At 71.5% G+C, this 21,663-nt stretch carries 18 protein-coding genes and 1 riboswitch; of the genes, 8 read left to right on the forward strand and 10 right to left on the reverse strand.

What is annotated here, in order from left to right; all coding sequences use genetic code 11:
- Positions 1-26: 26 nt before the first annotated feature.
- The 8 genes from ribD to FHT38_RS08810 form a co-directional block, all read right to left on the reverse strand.
- On the reverse strand, positions 27-1,703 hold the full coding sequence (ribD, locus tag FHT38_RS08775) for a bifunctional diaminohydroxyphosphoribosylaminopyrimidine deaminase/5-amino-6-(5-phosphoribosylamino)uracil reductase RibD (RefSeq protein ID WP_183491307.1): 1,677 nt from the start codon (positions 1,701-1,703) through the stop codon (positions 27-29).
- A complete protein-coding gene (locus tag FHT38_RS08780) occupies positions 1,700-2,830 on the reverse strand; it encodes a PilX N-terminal domain-containing pilus assembly protein (protein ID WP_183491309.1) in 1,131 nt (376 codons plus the stop codon). The genes ribD and FHT38_RS08780 overlap by 4 nt, the downstream gene beginning before the upstream one ends.
- Complete coding sequence (locus tag FHT38_RS08785; RefSeq protein WP_183479212.1) at positions 2,827-3,609, reverse strand: PilW family protein; 783 nt, start codon at positions 3,607-3,609, stop codon at positions 2,827-2,829. The genes FHT38_RS08780 and FHT38_RS08785 overlap by 4 nt, the downstream gene beginning before the upstream one ends.
- A 13-nt stretch (positions 3,610-3,622) precedes the next feature.
- Positions 3,623-4,042 carry a type IV pilin protein gene (locus FHT38_RS08790; RefSeq protein ID WP_183492428.1) on the reverse strand — a complete coding sequence of 140 codons (420 nt, stop codon included), beginning with the start codon at positions 4,040-4,042 and terminating at the stop codon, positions 3,623-3,625.
- The gene (locus FHT38_RS08795) at positions 4,039-4,629 is read right to left on the reverse strand and encodes a GspH/FimT family pseudopilin (RefSeq protein WP_221213987.1); all 591 of its coding nucleotides are present in this window, start codon (positions 4,627-4,629) and stop codon (positions 4,039-4,041) included. The genes FHT38_RS08790 and FHT38_RS08795 overlap by 4 nt, the downstream gene beginning before the upstream one ends.
- A 137-nt stretch (positions 4,630-4,766) precedes the next feature.
- Complete coding sequence (gene nrdR / locus FHT38_RS08800) at positions 4,767-5,210, reverse strand: transcriptional regulator NrdR (protein WP_091724383.1); 444 nt, start codon at positions 5,208-5,210, stop codon at positions 4,767-4,769.
- 16 nt (positions 5,211-5,226) lie between these two features.
- Positions 5,227-6,477, reverse strand: coding sequence for a serine hydroxymethyltransferase (glyA, locus tag FHT38_RS08805; protein ID WP_183479218.1), 1,251 nt, complete (start codon positions 6,475-6,477; stop codon positions 5,227-5,229).
- An 89-nt stretch (positions 6,478-6,566) separates the two neighbouring features.
- A riboswitch (ZMP/ZTP riboswitch) is annotated at positions 6,567-6,713 on the reverse strand.
- Between the two features lie 126 nt (positions 6,714-6,839).
- Positions 6,840-7,691, reverse strand: a complete 852-nt coding sequence (locus tag FHT38_RS08810) for a lytic transglycosylase domain-containing protein (protein ID WP_091724385.1) — start codon at positions 7,689-7,691, stop codon at positions 6,840-6,842.
- 308 nt (positions 7,692-7,999) lie between these two features.
- Here FHT38_RS08810 and FHT38_RS08815 point away from each other — a divergent pair, with 308 nt between their 5' ends.
- A complete protein-coding gene (locus FHT38_RS08815; protein ID WP_147241652.1) occupies positions 8,000-9,553 on the forward strand; it encodes a UbiD family decarboxylase domain-containing protein in 1,554 nt (517 codons plus the stop codon).
- 236 nt (positions 9,554-9,789) lie between these two features.
- Here FHT38_RS08815 and FHT38_RS08820 read toward each other — a convergent pair whose 3' ends face one another.
- Positions 9,790-10,557, reverse strand: coding sequence for a YdcF family protein (locus FHT38_RS08820; protein WP_183491313.1), 768 nt, complete (start codon positions 10,555-10,557; stop codon positions 9,790-9,792).
- Positions 10,558-10,645: 88 nt separating this feature from the next.
- Between FHT38_RS08820 and FHT38_RS08825 the strand changes: the two genes are divergently transcribed.
- The 7 genes from FHT38_RS08825 to FHT38_RS08855 all read left to right on the forward strand — a co-directional run bounded on the left by FHT38_RS08825 (position 10,646) and on the right by FHT38_RS08855 (position 20,804).
- Positions 10,646-14,545: a DUF748 domain-containing protein gene (locus FHT38_RS08825; protein WP_183491315.1), complete on the forward strand. Its 3,900-nt coding sequence runs from the start codon at positions 10,646-10,648 to the stop codon at positions 14,543-14,545.
- Positions 14,546-14,649: 104 nt separating this feature from the next.
- Positions 14,650-15,225 (forward strand): peptide-methionine (S)-S-oxide reductase MsrA, encoded by a 576-nt coding sequence (msrA, locus tag FHT38_RS08830; RefSeq protein ID WP_091724389.1) that lies wholly within the window; start codon positions 14,650-14,652, stop codon positions 15,223-15,225.
- On the forward strand, positions 15,225-15,947 hold the full coding sequence (locus FHT38_RS08835) for an ABC transporter ATP-binding protein (protein ID WP_183491317.1): 723 nt from the start codon (positions 15,225-15,227) through the stop codon (positions 15,945-15,947). Before msrA ends, FHT38_RS08835 begins: the two co-directional genes overlap by 1 nt.
- Positions 15,944-17,287, forward strand: a complete 1,344-nt coding sequence (locus FHT38_RS08840) for an ABC transporter permease (RefSeq protein WP_183491319.1) — start codon at positions 15,944-15,946, stop codon at positions 17,285-17,287. The genes FHT38_RS08835 and FHT38_RS08840 overlap by 4 nt, the downstream gene beginning before the upstream one ends.
- A gap of 174 nt (positions 17,288-17,461) precedes the next feature.
- Positions 17,462-18,028 (forward strand): DUF3299 domain-containing protein, encoded by a 567-nt coding sequence (locus tag FHT38_RS08845; RefSeq protein WP_255488633.1) that lies wholly within the window; start codon positions 17,462-17,464, stop codon positions 18,026-18,028.
- A 26-nt stretch (positions 18,029-18,054) separates the two neighbouring features.
- Positions 18,055-18,432 carry a hypothetical protein gene (locus FHT38_RS08850; protein WP_183491321.1) on the forward strand — a complete coding sequence of 126 codons (378 nt, stop codon included), beginning with the start codon at positions 18,055-18,057 and terminating at the stop codon, positions 18,430-18,432.
- 254 nt (positions 18,433-18,686) lie between these two features.
- Positions 18,687-20,804 (forward strand): TonB-dependent receptor, encoded by a 2,118-nt coding sequence (locus FHT38_RS08855; RefSeq protein WP_183491323.1) that lies wholly within the window; start codon positions 18,687-18,689, stop codon positions 20,802-20,804.
- Positions 20,805-21,019: 215 nt separating this feature from the next.
- On the opposite strand, the gene pdxH is transcribed toward FHT38_RS08855, so the two are convergent.
- Complete coding sequence (gene pdxH / locus FHT38_RS08860) at positions 21,020-21,655, reverse strand: pyridoxamine 5'-phosphate oxidase (protein WP_183491325.1); 636 nt, start codon at positions 21,653-21,655, stop codon at positions 21,020-21,022.
- Between the last annotated feature and the right edge of the window lie 8 nt (positions 21,656-21,663).

Below are 21,663 nucleotides of genomic sequence, written 5' to 3' on the forward strand. Positions count from 1 at the left end.
CCTGGCGGGCCGGAGGAGGGCTGGGTCTAGGCGCTCGTGGCCGGTCTCAGGCGCAGGCGCAGGTCGCCGCCGACCGCCAGGCTCTCGACCAGGCGGAAGCGGGGGGCCTGGGCGAGTGCCGTCAGCCCGCCCAGGTCGACCATGCCCCGGCCCTCGCCGAGCAGCGTCGGCGCCAGGTACACCAGCAGTTCGTCGACCAGTCCGGTGCGCAGCAACGAGCCGTTGAGCTTGTAGCCGGCCTCGATGTGAAGCTCGTTGACCTGTCGGCGGCCCAGGTCGTGGATCGCCGCGGCCAGGTCCACCTTGCCCCGCGCCGGATCGGCCAGGCCGACGAGTTCCGCGCCCAGGCCGGCGAGCACCGCCCCCCGTTCGCCGGCCTGCGCCAGCGCGTGATAAACGAGCAGCCCGCCGGGCGGCGCCAGGAGGCGGGCGGACGGCGAGAGCTCCAGCCGCGAGTCGATCAGCACCCGCTGCGGCTGCCGGGCGGTCTCCACGTCGCGGACATCCAGGCGCGGGTCATCCTCGCGGGCGGTGCCGATGCCGGTCAGCACCGCCCCGGCGCGACGGCGCCATGCATGGCCGTCCTTGCGGGCCTCGGGGCCGGTGATCCATTGGCTGACGCCATTGGACAGCGCCGTGCGGCCATCCAGCGACGCGGCGATCTTCATTCGCACGAACGGGCGGCCGTGGCGCATGCGGGTCAGGAAACCGATGTTGAGCTCGTGCGCCTCGATCGCTGCCGGATGGTCCGCCGTGAGCACGTCCGTGACGATGCCGGCGGCGCGCATCCGCGCCAGGCCCTGGCCGGCGACCAGCGGATTGGGATCGTCCAGCGCGACGACGACCCCGGCCACGCCGGCTGCGATCAGCGCGTCGCAGCAGGGCGGGGTGCGACCGTGGTGGGCGCAAGGCTCGAGCGTCACATACGCGGTGGCGCCGCGCGGATCGTGACCACGGGCCTGCGCGTCCCGCAGCGCCATGACCTCGGCATGGGCCTGGCCCGCCGCCTGCGTGTGCCCTTGTCCGAGCACCCGATCCTGCGCGTCCACGAGGACGCAGCCCACGCGGGGATTGGGATCGCTGAGGCCGACGGCGCCCTGCGCCAGTCGCACCGCCTCGGTCATCCAGCGGCTGTCCCGGGTGTCGGCATGGAAAGGGGGCGGGGATGAGGCGGGGCGGGGCGCTTGCATGGCGCGCAGTCTAGCGGCGACCTTGGGCGGCAGCAGCAGCAGGCCCGAGAGGGCGGGATCCTCCGCCGGCAGCAGGCTGTCCAGCGTGAGCGACCGCGGCCTGCCGGCGCGATCGGTCCAGTGGACCCGGAGGTGGACCGCGCGCAGTGGCGGGACGTCGGCCATGAAACCGTCCGCCGGACCGTCCGCCGGAAGGCTGCCGGGCGGCATCGGCTCATGCCAGGGCGCGGACTGCGCGTCGAGCTTGAACTCGGTGGCCGGGCCCTCCCAGGTCAGCGAGGGGGCCGGGCCGTCGGGCCGCCATCGCCAGCGCTCGAGTTCGTTGCGCGCCAGGCGCAGCGCCTGCTCCTGGTGCCGGATGTCGTCGACAACGAGTCGCAGACGGACCTGGAGCGCCATGAGCGCTGCCGTGCCGATCGCGAGCAAGGCCAGCGCGATCAAGGCTTCCACCAGGGTGAAGCCCCGGCGACGACGCCGACCGTCATGCGGGAAAGGGGCGCGGGCGTTGGTCATCGCGTGGGGCTCCAGCTACCGGGGACGGGAAGAAAGCTGCCCATCTGGCGATGCACGCGATAGAGCACCGCGGCATCGTGGGTCAGGGTGACAGTCTTTCCCGGGTCGAAGACGCCGTCGGTCACGATCGCGCCGCGCCAGGAGGCGGCCTGGCCGACGGGCGGGTGCCAGCCGATGCCCTCCCGCGCATAGAGCACGCCTTGCGCGCTGCCCGGCGCGGAGAGGTCGAGGCGGCCGTCGACGACCAGCACCAGGGGCGTGCCGTCCAGCGCAGCGGGCGGCCATTCGCTCAGGCGCGCGTCTCCGTCGATCCAGATCAGGCGGCGTCCCCGCGCCAGGGCCTGGGCGAGCGGGGCGCCGCAGTCGGCGTCGCAGCGCATGCGCGCGATGGCGGGCTGACTGCGATATCGCATCGCCGGATAGCCGAAGACGCGCAGAAAGCTGCCCGGCCCTTCGGTCGCCGCCTGCGGCGGCGGCAGCCGCAGGGCGCTGAGCAGGGCCAGATGCCGGGCGGCCTCGGCAAGGCCGGAGGGGCCTTCGGACAGGTCGTCGCAGTCGGCCCGGCGGTCGCTGCATCCGCGCACGATCAGCTTCAGCTGGCCGGCCGGGCCCGCGTCGGTGAAACGAACGGTGAAGCGTGGTTGCGGATCCAGGGGTCGCGCGTCCGCGGTGGGTGATGCGCCGGCGGGGTCGCGCTGGGTCGCGCACTGGCAGGTCCAGCGGAGCGGTCCGGTGTTCGTGCAGGCCGGGGACATCGCGCCCCCTGTGGCTGGCGCGCTGGGCTTCGCGCGGTAATGCCCGTCCGCGCCGAGCTCCAGGAAGCGGCTGCGGAAGTCGGTCGCGGAGGCGCTGGAGGTGCCGGCGGCGGCAATGTCGGCGCTCGGGCCGGCTGGATGCGATGCCGGCCGGCAGCTGTCGTCCACATGGCCGCCATTGAGCATCGCGATCGCCCAGGCCATGCCGGCCTCGGCCGCCTCGAAGGCGGTGGCGGCGCGGTGGTCATTGGCGGCCACGCGCTGGGCCGTCGTCAACTGGCGCGTGGCCCAGGCAGCACCCAGCGCCAGTACGCCAAGCAGCACGACGCACATCGCCAGCGTGCCGAGTCCCCGTTGCAGGCGCCGGGTCATGGGCAGTCTCCCGCGAGCGCGTCGTTGCGCACGAGGCCCCGCACGGTCAGCTGTTGACGGACCCGGTGATCGTGAACGGCCTCGGCGTCGAGCACCAGTTCGACCATGCGGGTCAGGATCGCTGGGCCACAAGCGGGCGCGTCGCCACCCCCACCGCCACCCCCACCGCTGCCACTGCCGCCGTCGGTTGGAGGCGGCGCGGGCGGCGGCGTTCCCGGCGAGCAGGCGCGCGCGCAGGCGTCTCCCAGCGACTTCGCCTGCGAGTCGACCCGCAGGTCGAAGGCGCGCACGCGCAGCAGCGCCGGATCGGTCAGCGGCTGGTAGCGGCCCGCGACCAACTGGTCGATGCGGCCCTCGCTCCAGCGGAACCCGGCGACCTCCCGCACGCCGGTCCCACCGGTCGAGTTGCCGTCCCGGGAGAAGCTGTAGGTCACGTGGGTGCCGGCTTCTCCCACGTCCAGGTCGGCGTAGGGGTTGCGGACCGGCGCGGGTGCATCGGCCTGCCAGAGGGCCTCCTGCGGTCGGTCCCAGAAGGCGGCACGGCGCAGGTCGCGCAGGATCAGCTCCGCGGTGGCGCGCAGCTCCTGCTGCACTTGCAGCTCCAGCAGCAACCGGTGATGGGCGCCGACTTGAAGGCCGGCCATGGTGAAGGCGCCCGCCATCAGCATCAGGCTGATGGCCAAGCCGACCAGCAGTTCGACGAGCGTGAAGCCGTGCGAGATCCCCTGCGCATTTCGCGACGCACGGGGATGCTGCGGAGGGTGACGATGAGCGGACATGCGTTTGCCCCCTTCAGCGCGGCCAGCAGGCGTCGGCCTGTTCGGCGCCCCCGGCGTCCCGGCCCGAGGTGTGGATGGCGCCGGCCTCCAGCCGGAGTGTCAATACCTGGCACCGGCGGTCCCCGGTCTGGCTGCCCTGCGCGATGGCCTCGAGCGTGTAGCGCGTCGCGTCCGCCTGCGCGATGCGCAGCCGGTAGAGGCTGCTGCGCGTCAACGGCGACGGCGCCAGGTCCTCCAGCCGGTCGGCATAACGGGGGTGGCCGGACCTGAAGCGCTCCTGCGCCAGCTGGAGCGCCAGCAAGGCCTCCCGCGCCTCGGCGCGCCGTCCCTTCAGGACGTGATCGCGGAAACTCGGCAGCGTCAGCACGGCGAGGACGGCCAGGATCGCCAGCACGATCACGATCTCGATCAACGAGAAGCCCCGCGTCCTCATGCGCACCTCGGCAGGCGGCTCGCGGTGCCCTCGGCCGCGCAACTGCGCACGCGACCGGTCAGGCTGACGATGTGGCGGATCGCGCCGATGCCTTCCATGCGGACCTCGACCGTGCCGCTCACCGACACGGTGCCCTGGCGGCCGCTGAAGAGCATCGACGGCACGTTGGACACCACCTCCGACTGGCCGCGGCCTCGTGTCCAGCGCATCTGCTTGATGGCCTGGGCACCGGCGTCGCAGACCGGCGGGGTGTCCATCCGGCAGCCACAGCCGCCGAGGGGGCCGGTGTGCAGCACGTAGCAGCGTCCGCTGCCGGTCACCGGGGACTCGTCGCCGCCAAAGCGCAGGATCACATTGCGCGCGCCCTGGATGGCCTCGCTGCGTGCCAGCTGAAGGTCGCCAAGGACAGCCTGCGCGCTGTTGGCGAGCCGCTGGCGCCAGAGCCAGTCGCGCATGTCGGGGCCGGCGAGCATCGCCGCGAGCGCGACGATCGCGATCGACACGAGCAACTCGATCAGGCTGAAGCCGCGACCGTCGCCCGGTGGCACGGGGCCATCGCGGAATGCGGGCACGGGAAGGGCGGGCACGGGAAGAGGGAGGGGAAGGGCAGTGGGCACGTCGGTCTCCGGAAGAGTTGCAGGAACTCTAGGGAGACGCGCGTCGCGGCGCTTCGCCTTCAGGTGGGAAAAGCCGGCCCGCTGAAGGGGGCCGGCTTTTGGGGGAGTCAGATGTCCCGGATCAGCTGCCGGAACTCGTCGACGTCCTCGAACGAGCGGTACACCGATGCGAAGCGCACGTAGGCCACCTTGTCGATGCGCTTGAGCTCGCGCATCACATGCTCGCCGAGCTTGGTCGACGGGATCTCGCGGGCGCCGCTGCTCAGCAGCTTCTCCTGGATGCGTTCCAGCGCGGCGTCGATCTGCTCGATGCTGACGGGACGCTTGCGCAGCGCCAGCGTCATCGACGCGCGCAGCTTGCCCATGTCGAAGTCGGCGCGCGTGCCGTCCTTCTTCACGACCATGGGCAGCGCGATCTCCGCGCGCTCGTAGGTCGTGAAGCGCTTGTCGCAGGACTGGCAGCGCCGGCGGCGACGCACCACGTCGCCTTCATCCGATTCGCGGGTCTCCGAGACTTGCGTGTCGCCGTGACCGCAGAAGGGGCAACGCATGCGCCGCGGGCTCCGCTCAGCGGTAGACCGGGAACTGACGGGTCAGTTCGGCCACCTTGTCGCGCACGCGGGCCAGGTTGGCCTCGTCATGCGGGTTGTCCAGCACGTCGGCGATCAGGTGAGCGGTCGCGCGGACCTGCTCCTCCTTGAAGCCGCGGGTGGTCATCGCCGGCGTGCCCAGGCGGATGCCGCTGGTGACCATGGGCTTCTGCGGGTCGTTGGGGATGCCGTTCTTGTTGCAGGTCATGTGGGCGGCGCCCAGGATGGCCTCGGCTTCCTTGCCGGTCAGGTTCTTCGGACGCAGGTCCACCAGCATCACGTGGCTCTCGGTGCCGCCGGAGACGATGCGCAGGCCGCGCTCGATCAGCGTCTGCGCCAGCACCTTGGCGTTGGCCACGACCTGCTGCTGGTAGGCCTTGAATTCCGGCGACAGCGCTTCCTTGAAGGCCACCGCCTTGCCGGCGATGACGTGCATCAGCGGACCGCCCTGGATGCCGGGGAAGATCGCCGAGTTGATCTTCTTGGCGATCGCTTCGTCGTTGGTCAGGATGATGCCGCCGCGCGGGCCGCGCAGGCTCTTGTGCGTCGTCGAGGTCACCACGTCCGCGTGCGGCAGCGGGTTCGGGTAGACGCCCGCGGCGATCAGGCCGGCGTAGTGCGCCATGTCGACCATGAAGTAGGCGCCGATCTCCTTGGCGATCCTGCCGAAGCGCTCGAAGTCGATGCGCAGCGAGTAGGCCGAGGCGCCCGCGATGATCAGCTTGGGCTTCTTCTCGCGCGCCAGCGCTTCCATCGCGTCGTAGTCGATCTCCTCCTTGGCGTCCAGGCCGTAGGAGATGACGTTGAACCACTTGCCGCTCATGTTCAGCGCCATGCCGTGGGTCAGGTGGCCGCCTTCGGCCAGGCTCATGCCCATGATGGTGTCGCCCGGCTGCAGCAGCGCGAAGAACACGCCCTGGTTGGCCTGCGAGCCGCTGTTGGGCTGCACGTTGGCGAACTCGGCACCGTAGAGCTGCTTGAGGCGATCGATCGCCAGTTGCTCGACGACGTCGACGTATTCGCAGCCGCCGTAGTAGCGCTTGCCGGGATAGCCCTCGGCGTACTTGTTGGTCAGCTGGCTGCCCTGCGCGGCCATGACCGCCGGCGAGGTGTAGTTCTCCGAGGCGATCAGCTCGATGTGTTCTTCCTGCCGCTGGTTCTCCTGCTGGATGGCGGCGAAGACTTCGGCGTCGACGTTGGCGAGGGTCTGTTGGGTGCGGTCAAACATGATTTGATGTCGGCTCAAGGGTTGGCGCCGCCCGCCCGGCGGCGCATCGGCGCGATCGCGGGGCGCGATGCGGCGACGGATGCCGGAACGACGGCGGCCCAGGCGAACGGCACGGACAGCCGGAGGAGACCCCGGCCGTTCGCGCTTCCCGGTGGTGACCCACCTCGGGCGACGCCTGCGCGGTGAAGGAATCATCACCGGACAGGGCGCCCTGATCGCCAGTTGCGCGAAGCGTGCAGTGTAGCCGCACCGGAGCGGGGCACGGCGCGGGTCGTGACATTGTTCCTGGCTGGAGGCACGCCGACGCACCAATGAAAAAACGGGTTCCGAGGAACCCGTTTTTTCGAGGCGCGGTGGCTGGATCAGCGCATCACGGCGGTCATCGCGACCTGCTCGCCGCCGGTGGCCGGCGCCGAGGCCGGCTCGCGGATCGGGCGCGGCGCGGACGGGCTGACGTTGCGACCCTGGACCACCGCCTTGAGCAGGTCCTGCTCGGCCAGCACGCGGGCGGCGTAGCCGGTGTCGTCGGGCAGGTTGGTGGCGCCGACGTAACGACGCAGGCCTTCCTCGAGGCTGCCGGCGCGCTGGATGCATTCCTTGAGCACCTGCACGCCGACGCGCAGGTTGGTGATCGGGTCGAACGCGGCCAGGTTGCCGCCGAAGGCCTCGTACTTGTCGTCGTGGACGCGCGTCATCACCTGCATCAGGCCCTGCGCGCCGACGGCGCTCTGGGCGAAGGGGTTGAAGCCCGATTCGATCGCCATGATCGACAGGATCAGCGTGGGATCGACGCGCGCGCGCTGGCCCACGTCCCAGGCTTCCTTGACCAGGCGGCTGACCGGCTCGGGCGCGACGCGGTAGCGGCGCGCCAGGTAGTTCGCCACCAGTGCCTGCTGGCGGGTCAGTTCCTTGGGATCGACCGCGGTGGCGCGGGTGATCGCCTCGGGCTCGGCCATCAGCGCGAGCACGTCGCCGGAAGCCTCGACGCGCGCCTCGTGGCGGGCGTTGAGCCAGCCCAGCACCTGGCCTTCCAGTTGCTGGCGCAGGTCGGCCTGGCTGGCGAAGACCAGCCCGACGGCGACGACGGCGAAGCCCACCAGGGCGAGCGTGTTGTGGCTGACGACCAGCAAACCCTGGCCGATGTCCTTGATGAACAGCACCAGGGCGGCACGCGCCTGGCGGGGGAGGGATAGCAGGTCCGAACGCGCTGTCATGCGACTCCTTTCTCCGACCACGCCCGGTGTGTGCGGGACGAGTCGCAGATCGCGTTCACTCGTCGGACGCACCCTTGGGGGTGGCGATAATGGGCCGGTTCGGGCGTTGTCGGCGGCTCGGAGGGCTCTCAGAGGGCTCCGGGCGCTTGGCGCGACAGACGGGCGATCCAGCGTCCATTGGCAGCGGACCGGTTTCGCCGTCCCAAGGCGAAGACCGGGATAACCCTGGGGGCCAGGGCAGGGCGCGATTCTATGGATCAACAATAACCCGTCAATAGTATGGGCCTTGTTCATCAAAACTTTTGGTTATGAAGTACCGAGATCTGCGTGACTTTGTGGGCGCTTTGGAAGGCATGGGGGAACTGCGTCGGGTGACCGATCCGGTGTCGCCGGTGCTGGAGATGACGGCCCTCAGCGACCTGGTGCTGAGGGCGGAAGGGCCGGCCTTGTTGTTCGAGCGGCCCACCGGCCATCGCATGCCGGTGCTGGCCAACCTGTTCGGCACGCCGCGCCGGGTGGCGCTGGGCATGGGCGCGGAGTCGACCACCCAATTGAGGGAGGTCGGCCAGTTGCTGGCGACGCTCAAGGAGCCGGAACCGCCGCGCGGCATGCGCGACCTGGGCAAGCTGGCGCAGATGGGCAAGGCGCTGTGGGACATGAAGCCGGCGCTGGTCAAGCGGCCGGTCTGCCAGGAACAGGTGGTCGAGGGCGCGGCCGTCGACCTCAAGCAGCTGCCCATCCAGACCTGCTGGCCAGGCGACGTCGGCCCGCTGCTGACCTGGGGCCTCGTGGTGACGCGCGGACCGCAGCGGATCGCCAACCCCCGGTTGCGCCAGAACCTGGGTATCTATAGACAGCAGCTGATCGGCCGCCGGCAGCTGATCATGCGCTGGCTGGCGCATCGCGGCGGCGCCCTCGATTTCCGCGACTTCGCGATCGCGAATCCGGGACAGCCTTTCCCGATCGCGGTGGCGCTGGGCGCGGACCCGGCGACGACGCTCGGGGCGGTGACGCCGGTGCCGGACACCCTGTCCGAATACCAGTTCGCCGGGCTGCTGCGCGGCTCGCGGACGGAGGTCGCCGACACGCAGGTCGGCGAGGCCGGCCGGATGCTGCAGGTGCCCGCGACGTCGGAGATCGTGCTGGAGGGGCACATCCCGCCGGCGGCGCCCGGCTTCACCGGCCACAGCGAGGACGGCATCCCGCTCAAGGAGAAGGGCGGCTACCTGCACGCGCTGGAGGGGCCCTACGGCGACCACACCGGCTATTACAACGAGCAGGACTGGTTCCCCGTGTTCGAGGTGAACCGCATCACCCAGCGCGACGGCGCGATCTACCACTCGACCTACACCGGCAAGCCGCCCGACGAGCCTGCGGTGCTGGGCGTGGCGCTGAACGAGGTGTTCGTTCCGATCCTGCAGAAGCAGTTCCCGGAGATCGTCGACTTCTACCTGCCGCCGGAGGGCTGCAGCTACCGGATGGCGGTGATCTCGATCAAGAAGGCGTACCCGGGCCATGCGAAGCGCTTGATGTTCGGCCTGTGGAGCTACCTGCGCCAGTTCATGTACACCAAGTTCATCGTGATCGTGGACGAGGACGTGGACATCCGCAGCTGGCAGGACGTGATCTGGGCGATCACGACCCGCATGGATCCGGTGCGGGACACGACGCTGGTCGAGGGCACGCCGATCGATTACCTGGACTTCGCCTCGCCGGTCAGCGGACTGGGCGGGAAGATGGGCCTGGACGCGACCAACAAATGGCCGGGCGAAACCAGTCGCGAATGGGGTCGCGTCATCGAGATGCCGGCCGAGCACAAGGCCCGCGCGGCGGATCTCTATCAGCGTTTGTTCGGGGGCTAGGAATGTCCTGATTCCTAGGGGGCGCGGCTTGAATAGGCCGGATGGCCCACCTAAGGTTGTCAGGCCTTTCCGGCACTTCCTCTGGCGCAGTCTCTGCGCGCCAGGAGCCCTGCGGCAGATCGCCGCGGAGCCCCAAAGGCGGCTGGTCCGCCCACCCCCTCCCGTCCGGGATGCCCGGCGAGGAGGGGGTTTCTATTTGGAGTGGCTGCGCGATCCCGGCCCGGCGGATGGCCCGTTCAGTGGCCGGCCAGGTAGCCCAGCCATTCGTAGCCCAGGTAGCGCGCGCGGGCGGTGCCGTCCTGCGACGGCAGCAGGTCGCGCCATTCGAACCCGGACAGCGCCAGGCCCATCGGCGCTGGCACCAGCTCGACCCCGGGCGGCAGTTCCTCCCGGAAGGCGCGCAGCGCCCGGCGCATGTGGACGTCGTGCGTGACCAGCACGACGCGGCGCACGGGCTGGCCGCGGAGCAGCTCGGCGGTGTAGCGCGCGTTCTCGCGGGTGTCGGTGGCGCGATCCTCCTTCGCGGCAAGCTTGAAACCGAACTCCTGCGCCGCGGTGCGCTCGGCCAGCGCGGCCTCGGTCATGCGGTCCCCGGGCTCGTCGCGCGGCGTGCCGCCGGTGAAGATCAGCGGGATGCCGGTGCGGCGCGAGAGCCAGATGCCGTAGCGCAGCCGTTCGATCGACGCCGGCTTGAGCTGCGCGCTGCCGTACTCCGGCATCAGCCGGCGGGCGCCGCCGCCGAGCACGACGATGACGCTGTCCCGCGGCGGGATGTCCTGGAGCCGCTGGATCTGCACGGCCTGCTGCGGGCCGAGCAGGCGCTGCTGCAGCCACAGCGCGCCCAGTTCGGTGCTGCCGATCCAGACCGCGACCAGCCCGGCCGCGAAGAGCGCGCCCGACAACCACCGCCGGCGATGCCGCAGCCACCAGGCGAGCAGCAGCAGCGGAAAGGCGCCGGTGGGTGGCAGGAGGAAAGCAGCGACCGCGTGTATCAGGTCGTTCATCGGGAGCCGGGGATGGGTGTCAGGTGTTGAGGCCCGCCAGCATAATCAGCTTCCTTGACGATTCGACCGGTCCCGGCCGGCTGCGCCCGTGTTCTTCTCCGCTCTTCCCGTCTGGCCCCGGCGCGTCCTGCGCGCGCTCGTGGGCCTGGTGCTGTTCCTCGTGGCCCTGCTGCTGGTCGCGTGGATGGCATTGCCGATGTGGATCGAGCGGGCGGGCGTGCGGATCGCGACGGAGCAACTCGGCCGGACGGTGACGCTCGGCCGCGCCAGCTTCACGCCGTGGCGGCTGGCGCTGACGCTGGAGGACCTGAAGATCGCCGGCCCCGCGGCGCAGGCGCCGCCGCTGCTGGAGGTGCGTCGTGTCCGGGCGGCCCTGTCGCCGCGCTCGCTCTGGCACCTGGCGCCGGTGCTGTCCTCGCTGACGGTGGAGGCGCCGCGTGGACGCGTCGCGCTGTTGCCGGACGGCAAGACCGATCTGGACGACATCCTCGCCCGGCTGGCCGGGGCGCCGAAGACGCCGTCGTCGCCGGACGACGGCCCGACCGAGGCGGCGCTCTACAACATCGAACTGACCGACGGCGAATTCCGCCTGGACGACCGGACCGCCGGCATGGTCCACGAGCTCAAGGCGCTGCACCTGGGCATCCCTTTCCTGTCGACGCTCGACGCGGATGTCGAGGTGCATGTGCAGCCGCGCCTGTCCGGGCAGTTGAACGGCGTGGGATTCCAGAGCGAAGGCCAGGCGCAGCCGTTCGCGGACACCCGCAGCGCGAGCATGACCGTCAAGCTCGACGCGCTGGACCTGTCGGCCTATCGCGCCTACTGGCCCAAGTCGCTGCCGATGCGCCTGGCGCAGGGCCGGCTCGACACGCAACTGACGCTCGACTTCAAGCAGCCGCCCGGGCAGGCGCCCGAGGTCAAGATCAGCGGCCGCACCGCGCTGCGCGACCTGTCGCTGCAGCGTGGCGCCGGCGACGGCGTCTGGGCGGACTGGCTGCGCTGGCAGGCGCTGACCGTCGACCTGGCCGACGTCCAGCCGCTGAAGCGGCAGGTGATGCTGGGCGCGGTCACCTTGAAGCAGCCCGAGCTGCTGATGGGGCGCGACGCGCAAGGCCGGCTGTGGCTGCCGGACATGCCGCCGGAGCCGAAGCCGCCGGAGCCCGCAGCCGCCGCCTCGGCGGCCGGTGCCTCCAGAACCGCCGCGGCGCCGTGGCGCGTCGGCGTCCAGCGCCTGGCGCTGGAAGGCGGCCGTGTCGGCTGGACCGATGAGACGCTGCGTCCGGCCGCCCGCTGGCGGGTGGACGCCCTGAGCGTGACCGGCAGCGGGCTGAACTGGCCGCTGGCGGCGAAGGCGGCGCCGGTCGAGATCACCGCCACCCTGGGCGCCGACGGCGCGGCGTCGCCCGCGACGTTCTCCGGCAAGGGCCAGGTCGGCGCGGCCGGCATCGCGCTGGACTGGGCCGTGAAGGACCTGGCGCTGGACGGGCTCGCGCCTTACCTGAAGGCGGCGACGCCGCTGGCCGTGCGCGGCCGATTCGCAACGCAGGGCGCCGTGCGCGCCGGTCCCGGCGGCGAGGACGTCAAGCTGTCGCTGAAGGGGCTGAGCCTGGACGGCGTGGAGATCGCCGATGGCAAACAGCCGGTGCTGGCGCTCAAGCAACTGAGCCTGGATCAGGCGGAACTGGCCCTCGACGGCCGCCGGCTGAGCGCCGGCAAGCTGGCGCTGGTGGCGCCGCAGGCGCATCTGGGGCGCGACAAGGCGGGCCGATGGAGCTGGGAGGCCTGGATGGCCGCGTCGGCGCCGTCCCAGGGCGCGGGTGCCGCGACGGCCTCGCGCCAGCGCGCGCCAGAAACGCGGGGCGATCGCCTGACGCTGGATGCGCCCGAACACCGTGAGGTCGCGGCCGCACCGGTCCCCGCGCCGTGGACGGCGCAGGTGGCCGAGGTCACCGTCGAGGGCGGCAGCGCGACGCTGCTGGACCTGGCCACGCATGTGCTCGACGACGAACCGGCCCGGCCGATCGGCCTGCAGGAACTGGCGCTGAAGCTCTCCGGCCTCGAGTGGGACGGGCGGCAGTTGCGCAAGCCGATGCCGGTCCAGCTGAGCGCCACCCTGCGCCGGCCCGACGCCACGCGGCGCAACCAGCGCGAGGTCCCGAAGTTCCGCTGGGACGGCCAACTGGCGCTGGCGCCGCTGAAGCTGTCCGGCAAAGTCAGCGCCGAGCACCTGCCGCTGCACTGGGCCGATCCCTACCTCGATCCGTCGATCGGCATCCACCTGCAGCGGGCCGAGGGCTCGATGCGCGGCAGCTTCGAGCTGGCCGAGACGCCCAAGGGGCCGTCGGTCGCGGCTGGCGGCGACCTGCTGATCGCCGATCTGCGCCTGCGCCAGGCCCGTCTGCAGGACGGCCGGCGGCGCTCGGCCGAGGAACTGCTGAGCTGGCAGGGGCTGAAGCTGGGTGGTTTGAGCCTGGCGCTCGCGGCGGGCGGCACGCCGGACCTGAAGATCCAGCAGGCGGTGCTCGACGAGTTCTACGCCCGGCTGATCGTCAACGAGCAAGGGCGTCTCAACCTGCGCGACCTGAACCAGACCGAGCAGGGGCAGGCGGTGGCCGCCGTGGCCGGCACGGCGGCGGCCTCGGCCCCGGTGGCGGCGACGGTGGCGCAGGCCACCTCGGCGCCCGCGCCGGCCACCGGTGCCGCGGCCGCCTCGTCCGCCGCCGGGCAGCCGCCGCTGCGGCTCAGCATCGCCGAGACCCGGCTCAACGGCGGCAAGGTCGATTTCAATGACCGGTTCATCAAGCCCAACTACAGCGCCAACCTGAGCGAACTGACCGGCACGCTGGGCGCGTTCTCGGCGGGCTCGGCGGAGATGGCGCCGCTGCAGCTCAAGGGCAAGGTCGAGGGCACCGGGCTGCTGGACATCAGCGGCCGCCTGAACCCGAGCGGGGCGCCGCTGGCGCTGGACATCACCGCCAGCGCCACCGACATCGAGCTCGCGCCGCTGTCGCCCTATGCCGGCAAGTACGCCGGTTATGCGATCGAGCGCGGCAAGCTCTCGACGCGCGTCCATTACGAGATCGAGCCGGGCGGCCGGCTGCAGGCCGACAACAAGATCGTGCTCAACCAGCTGACCTTCGGCGACCGCATCGACAGCCCGACCGCGACCAAGCTGCCGGTCAAGCTGGCGGTGGCGCTGCTCAAGGACCGGGATGGCGTGATCGACGTCAACCTGCCAGTCAGCGGCTCGCTCAACGATCCGGAGTTCAGCGTCGGCGGGCTGGTCGTCAAGCTCATCGTCAACCTGCTGACCAAGGCGCTGATGTCGCCGTTCTCGCTGCTGTCCGGCGGCGGCGGGGCGGAGATGAGCCAGCTCGAATTCCAGCCCGGCACGGCCGCGCTGCAGCCGGACGCGGCGAGGAAGCTCGAGCCGCTGACCCGGGTGCTGGCGGACCGCCCGGCGCTGCAACTGAGCATCACCGGCTGGGTCGATCCGGCCGGCGAGCGCCGCGCGGCCCAGGCGGCGCGGCTCGAGGATGCGCTGCTGGCGGAGCGGCGTCGCGAACTGCGGCGGGCGGCGGTGACACAGGCAGCGGGGCAGGCGGTGGGCCCGGCGACGGCGGCCTCCGCCGCGACCGACGCGCCGGTGACGCTGGACGAAACCCAGCGCGCGCGCCTGCTCAAGGTCGTCTACGACAACGCCAAGCTGCCCAACAAGCCGCGCAACTTCGTCGGCCTGACCAAGGACATCCCGGCCGAGCAGATGCGCGAGCTGCTGATGGACAGCTACACCGTCACCGACGAGCAGCTGCGGGAGCTGGCGCTGCAGCGCGCGGTCGCGGTGCGGGATGCGCTGATCGAGCGCGGCGTGCCGAACGCGCGCATGTTCCTGGCCTCGCCGAAGCTGCACGCGAAGGACGACGAGCGCGGCGCCGACAAGGACAAGCCCTGGCAGCCGCGCGTGGATCTGGCGCTCAGCGCACAGTGAGCGGGCGTCGCTCGCCTATGCTGGCGGGCTTGATTTCCGGGGCGCGCGCCCGATCTGAATCCGCCTGTCGCGGGAAGACTTCCCGCCAGCCTTGAGGACCTGCCATGACGACCACTCCGAATCCCGTTTCCCTGCCGGCCGGCGAGGACCTGATCACCCTCGGAGGCGGCTGCTTCTGGTGTACCGAGGCGGTGTTCCTGCGCGTCAAGGGCGTGCTGGGCGTCGAGTCCGGCTACACCAACGGCCAGGTCGCGCAGCCCAACTATGAGCAGGTCTGCTCCGGCAACACCGGTCATGCCGAGGTGGTGCGGGTGCGTTTCGACACCCGCGTCGTCAGCCTCGAGGATCTGCTGCAGGTGTTCTTCACCATCCACGATCCGACGACGTTGAACCGCCAGGGCGCGGACGTCGGCACGCAGTACCGCTCCGGCATCTACTACACGCGGCCCGAGCAGCTGGGCGTGATCCGGCAGGTGCTGGACGAGGCGCAGCGCGCCCATGGCGGCAAGGTCGTCACCGAGGTCCAGCCCGAGCAGAACTACTGGCCCGCCGAGGCCTATCACCAGGACTACTTCGCCAATCACCCGGAGCAGGGCTACTGCGCGTTCGTCGTCGCGCCCAAGGTGGACAAGTTCGCGAAGAAGTTCAAGGAACTGCTGAAGGACGAGGCGGCCGGCTGATGGCGTCGACGGACGCCGCCGCGCTGATCGCGAGCCACGGGCTGCGCTTCCGCTACGGGGCGTCCGCCGCGGCCGACCTGCACTTTCCCGACTTCGAGTTGCCGCGCGGCGCTCACCTGCTGCTGCGCGGCGCGTCGGGCAGCGGCAAGAGCACGCTGCTCGCCTTGATGGCCGGACTGCTGACCCCGACGGCGGGACGCCTGGCGATGGACGGGGTGGAGGTCGGCGCGCTCGCGCCGGCCGCGCGGGACGCCTGGCGCGGCGCCCATCTGGGCTTCATGCCGCAGCGCCTGCACCTGAGCGCCTCGCTGAGCGTGCGCGACAACCTCGCGCTGCCTTACGTCGCCGCCGGGCTCAAGCCCGACGACGCCCGGATCACGGCGCTGCTGGCCGAGCTGGGCATCGCGCCACTGCTGGACCGACGTCCGCATGCGCTCAGCCAGGGCCAGGCGCAGCGCGTGGCATTGGCGCGAGCGTTGCTGCGGGCGCCGCGTTTCGTGCTCGCCGACGAGCCCACCGCCAACCTCGACGACGAGGCCTGTGACGCCACGCTGGCGCTGCTGCGTCGCGTGGCGACGGAACACGGCGCCAGCCTGGTGATCGCCTCGCATGACGCCCGCATCGAGGCCGTCTGGAGCGAGTGGCCGGCGCTGCAACGGTTGAGGCTCACGCGCATGGGCAGCGCGGCGATGCCGCTGCCGACGTCGTGCGCCACCCCATGAGCCGGTCCCCGCTGAACCTGCCGCGCCTGGCGTGGCGATACCTCTGGGCGCGTCCGATGCTGACGGCGCTCAACCTGATGCTGCTGAGCCTGGGCCTGGCCGCGATCGGTTTCGTCGTGCTGGTCAGCGAGCAGCTGGAGCAAGGCCTTCGGCGCGATCTCGGCGGCATCGACCTGGTGGTCGGTGCCAAGGGCAGTCCGATGCAGATCCTGCTGGCAGGCGTGTTCCACCTGGACCAGTCGACGGGGAACATCCCGCTCGCCACCGTCTCGCAGCTGAAGGCGCAGCCGCTGGTGGCGCAGGCGGTGCCGATCTCGCTGGGCGACAGCTTCCGCGGCCATCGCATCGTCGGCACGACGGCGGACTACCTGGCGCTCTACCAGCTGGAGCTCGCCCAGGGCCGGCGCTGGACCGGGCCCATGCAGGCAGTGCTGGGCGCCGAGGTGGCGCGCCAGTCCGGGCTGAAGCCGGGCGACCGGTTCCACGGCACGCACGGCCTGGCCGGTGGCGGCGAGGAACACGAGCACCCCTATGAAGTGACCGGCGTCCTGGCGCCGACGGGCGGTGTGGTCGACCGGCTGGTGCTGACGGACCTGGCCTCGGTCTGGGAGGCCCATGCGGCGCATGGGCACGCGGCGAAGTCGGCCCGCGAATCGAAGGGCAGGGGCCACGACGACCACGCCAGCGACCGCGACCACGCCAGCGACCGCGCCGAGGATCACGACCACGCCACGGACCACGAGCACGAGCACGAGCACGACCGCGAGCACACCGGTGCTCACGCGGACGCCGCACTCGAGGTCAGCATGGTGCTGGTGCGCTACCGCAGCCCGCTGGCCGCCGTGATGCTGCCGCGCTGGGTCAACGCGCAGGCGGGGCTGCAGGCCTCGGTGCCGGCGCTGGAGACCGCGCGGCTGCTGAGCATGGTGGGGGTGGGCGTGGACGTGCTGCGCGGCTTCGGGGGTGTGCTGCTGCTGGCGGCGGCGCTGTCGGTGCTGGTGGCGCTGCTGCACGCGGTGCGCGAGCGCCAGGGCGACCTCGCGATGCTCCGGATGCTCGGTGCGACGCCGGCCCGCGTCGCCGGCCTGATCGCGCTGGAGGCGCTGATGCTGGCCTCGCTCGCGACTCTGCTGGCGCTCGGACTCGCCCATGGCTTCGCGGCCGTGCTCGGCGCGGTGCTCGCGCAGCAGCAGTCGGTGCGGATCTCCGGCGCCTGGGTCTCGGCCTGGGAGGCGCTGGTGCCGGCGCTCGCGCTGGGCCTGGCGCTGATCGCGGCGGCCTGGCCAGCCTGGCGCGGTTACCGGCTCGACGTGACGGAGCTGCTGCAGACGCCGCGTTGAGCGGCGGACCGCAAGCGGCGGGCAGTTGGGGCGAGCGCTGCGGCCCCACGCGACGGGCTCGGCGCAACGCGTCGCGAATCGGCGAGGCGAGTTGAGGGGGCCGGGCGAGGCGAGGCACAATGTCGCGTTTCACGCGGCGCCGACGCCGCGTTCACGCCGACGCCCCGACGCCCGATGTCCTCACGAACCGTCATCGCCATCGCCATGCCGCGCCTTCCTGGAAGCGCGCTCGCCTGCGTGGCGATCGGCATGGCGGCGGCCACCTTCGTCGCCGCCGACCCGGTCCGGGCCCAGGCGTCCTCGCCGGGCACCGCGATCCCGATGGGCTCGGGCCCCGGCTACCACGATCCCCGCAGCCCCTTCAAGCCGCTGCAGGAGGTCGAGGGCGTCGTCAGCTGGAAGCTGCTGTCCTCGGTCACGGTCAAGGCGGACAAGAGCAAGGTCATCCCGACCTTCCCCTCCGGCGTGCTCGCGCTGGACAAGCGCACCGTGAAGATCCAGGGGTTCATGATGCCGCTCGAGCCGGGCGACAAGCAGAGCCACTTCCTGCTGTCGTCGGTGCCGACGAGCTGCTCCTTCTGCGTGCCCGCCGGCCCTGAAGGTCTGGTGGAAGTGCGCAGCAAGACGCCGGTGCGCTACACGCTGGAGGTCGTGACCGTCGAAGGCCAGCTGGCGGTCCTCAACGACGACCCCTACGGCATGTTCTACCGCGTCACGCAGGCCGTGCCCGCGGCGCGCTGAACGCGCCCACGACCGACCCCACGCTCATGCATCGCCCGACCGCGACCCTCCGGACCCGCCAGCAGCGCTGGTGGATCTGGCTGTGCGTGGCGGCGGTGCTCGGCTTCCAGGCGCTCGGCCTCGTGCACCGCAGCCTGCACGGGTCGGCCGGCCATCCCTCGCGCGTCGCCATCGCGATCGCGCAGGCGGCCGGCGAGGACACGCCCGCGCCCAGCTTCGGCCATGCGGCCGGCACGCCGGACTGCCAGTTGCTCGACCAGCTCAGCCATGCGCTGGGGCCGGTCGCCCAGGCCTTCGCCTGGACCGCGCCGTCGCCGGACCTCCCGGTCGACGTGGACGCGCCGCACGACGCGGCGCTGGCCCAGCTGTGGCGCAAGGGCGCGCGCGGTCCGCCGCGCGCCTGACACCTCCGTCGATCTTTCCCGCGTCCTTTCAGCGTCGCTTCGGCGTCGTTCCTCGACGTTCTTTGCGCCGTTTGCACCGTGCTCGTGCCGTGCTCGCGCCGTTCCGCGCTGCGCGCCACGCCCCTCGACGGGGCCGTGCGCCGCACGGCGGCGCGCCCGGCACGCGCCTCGGCGCTGGCGTTCGCGCCCGCGGGATCTCCGCCAGCATCTGATCGCGCCGCGGTGCTCGACCGCCGGCGCTCGAGAGTGTCCTCATGGCCAACAAGCCCCGTTTCCCGTTCCTCCTGTCTCCCATTTCCCTGGCGCTCGCGCTGGGCACCAGCACCGCCTGGGCCCAGCAGGCCCCCGTCGCGTCGACCGCCGATGCCGCTGCTCCCACAGGTGAGGCCGCCAATGCCGACACCGCCGCGGGTGGCGCGGCCCGCGAGCACAAACACAAGCTCGACGTTGTCGTCGTGACCGGCAACCCGCTGAGCCAGCGCGAGCTCGCCGCACCGGTGCAGGCGCTGAGCGGCGACGCGCTGACCCTCAAGCGCGGCGCGAGCCTGGGCGACACGCTGGACGGCCTGGCCGGCGTGGGCTCGACCTACTTCGGTCCCAACAGCAACCGCCCGACGATGCGGGGCCTGGATGGTGACCGCGTCCGCATGCTGAGCAATTCCGGCGCCTCGGTCGACGCCTCCAGCCTGAGCTTCGACCATGCGCTGCCGGTCGATCCGCTGGTGCTGACGCGGGTCGAGGTGCTGCGCGGCGCGGCGGCGCTGCAGTACGGCGGCAACGCGATCGGCGGCGTCGTCAACGCGATCGACAACCGCATCCCGCGCCTGGCCCAGCCGGGCCTGAACGGCGTGGCCGAGCTGCGCCTGGGCGGCGCGTCCGATGAGCGCGGCGGGGCGGTCGTGCTCGACGGCGGCAGCAACGCGTTCGCCTGGCACGTCGATGCCGCCGACCGTCGCGCCGACGACCAGCGCGTGCCGCGCTTCACCAGCGAAGACGGCAGCAGCACGCGGGTGCGCAACTCCGACGCCCACGGCCGCAGCGGCGCGGTGGGCGGCTCGCTGCTGTTCTCGCAGGGCTATGCCGGCGTGTCGGTGGAGGACTACCACAACGAGTACGGCGTGACCGTCGAGCCCGACGTGCGCATCCAGATGCAGCGCCAGCGCCTGGCCACCGCCGGCGAGTGGCGCGATCCGCTGCCGGGCCTGGCTCGCGTGACCTGGCAGTTCGCGAGCAGCCGCTACAAGCATCAGGAAGTGGAGGGCAGTGGCGAGATCGGCACCGTCTTCGAATCCGACGGCAAGGACGGCCGCGTCGAGGCCACGCATGCGGCCTTCCAGGGCGGCTGGGGCTCGGTGCAGGGCGTGCTGGGCTGGCAGTGGGACCAGAGCGACTTCTCCGCGCTCGGCGAGGAGGCGCTGGTGCCCGGCACCAAGACGCGGAGCAACGCGCTGTTCCTGATCGAGCAGTTCAAGTCCGGCCCGTGGAGCCTGCAGGCGGGCGCGCGCGCCGAGCGCGTCAGCGTGGCCTCGACCGGCGGTGATGAGGAACGCTTCGGTGATCCCGTGACGCGCCGCTTCAGCCCGAAGAGCCTGTCGCTGAGCGGCGCCTATGACCTGGGGCAGGGCTTCAGCCTGTCGAGCAACCTGAGCAGCGGCCAGCGCGCGCCGACCTTCTATGAGCTCTTCGCCAACGGCGTGCACGTGGCCTCGGGCGCGTTCGAGGTCGGCGACGTCAACCTCGGGCTGGAGCGCGCGAAGGCGGTCGACCTGGGCCTGCACTGGAAGCAGGGCGAGGCCAAATGGAGCCTGCAGGTCTACCAGACGCGTTTCTCGAACTACATCGCGCTGGACGCGAGCGGGCGCAGCGTCGAGCTGGTCGGCGAGGACGGCGGCACCGAGACCGTGCCCGAATACCTGTACCGCGGCGTGCGGGCGCGGATGCATGGCATCGAGCTCGAAGGCCGCCAGCCGCTGCCGGCGGTGGCCGGCTGGGGCCTGACGCTGGGCACGACGCTGGACCTGGTGCGCGGCACCAACCGCGATACCGGCGAGCCGCTGCCGCGCCTGGCGCCGGTGCGCGCCAGCCTGTCGATCCAGGCGGAGCGCGGCCCGTGGCTGATCCAGGCGGAATTGCGCGGCGCCAGGCGCCAGGACCGCGTGCCGGCGCTGGACACGCCCACGGCCGGCTACGGGATCCTGCGGCTGAACATCGCGCGCCACTTCGACATCGGCAATTTGGACGCGATGTGGTACCTGAAGCTGGACAACCTGGCCAACAAGCTGGCCTACAACGCCGGCAGCGTGCAGACCATCCGCGAGCTGACGCCGCTGCCGGGGCGCAGCGTGTTCGCGGGGTTGCAGGTCAAGTTCTGACCCGGGCGCCGGCCCTCACCCCCACCCTCTCCCGCAAGCGGGAGAGGGAGCTCCACCGGCGCGCTTCACACTTCCGCCCGCTTGGGGAAAAGGGTGCCATCTGTGCGCCCCGCACGCCCTCCCGCTTGTATGGAAGGAGGTCCATCGTTGCGCACTCCCTCTCCCGCTTGCGGGAGAGGGCAGGGGTGAGGGCCAGCGGCCGTGGAAGTAGAGGATCAGGGCGCCAGTCGCTCCCGGACCCAGATGCCGTCCTCGAGGCGATACACGAGCCGGTCATGCAACCGCGACTTGCGCCCCTGCCAGAACTCCCAGCGCTCGGGCACCAGCCGGTACCCGCCCCAGTGCGGCGGTCGCGCCGGATTCAACCCATGCTGAGCCGCGGCCTTCGCCGCGTTGGCGACCAGCACCGCGCGCGACGAGATCACCTGGCTCTGCGGCGACGCCCAGGCGCCCAGCCGCGAGTCCAGCGGCCGCGACGCGAAGTAGGCATCCGACTGCGCGGCATCGACCTTCTCGACCCGTCCTTCGATGCGCACCACCCGCTCCATCTCGACCCAATGGAACTGCAGCGCCGCGAACGGATGCGCCGCCAGCTCGCGACCCTTGCGGCTGTCGTAGTTGGTGTACCAGACCAGCCCGCGCTCCTCGATGTCCTTGATGAGCACGATCCGGGTGGACGGCCGGCCGTCCGGGCCCACCGTGGCCAGGGTCATCGCATTGGGTTCGGGGACGCCGGCGTCCAGCGCCTGCTGGAGCCATTCGCGGAACTGGCGCAGCGGTTCGGGCGAGGCCAGCTGCTCGTCGAGCTCGTCACGCTCGTAGCTCTTTCGAAGGTCGGAGAGTTTGTCCATCCTTTGGA

Origin of the sequence: Mitsuaria sp. BK041, from assembly GCF_014193085.1 — a bacterium.
Taxonomy (GTDB): Bacteria; Pseudomonadota; Gammaproteobacteria; order Burkholderiales; family Burkholderiaceae_C; genus Roseateles.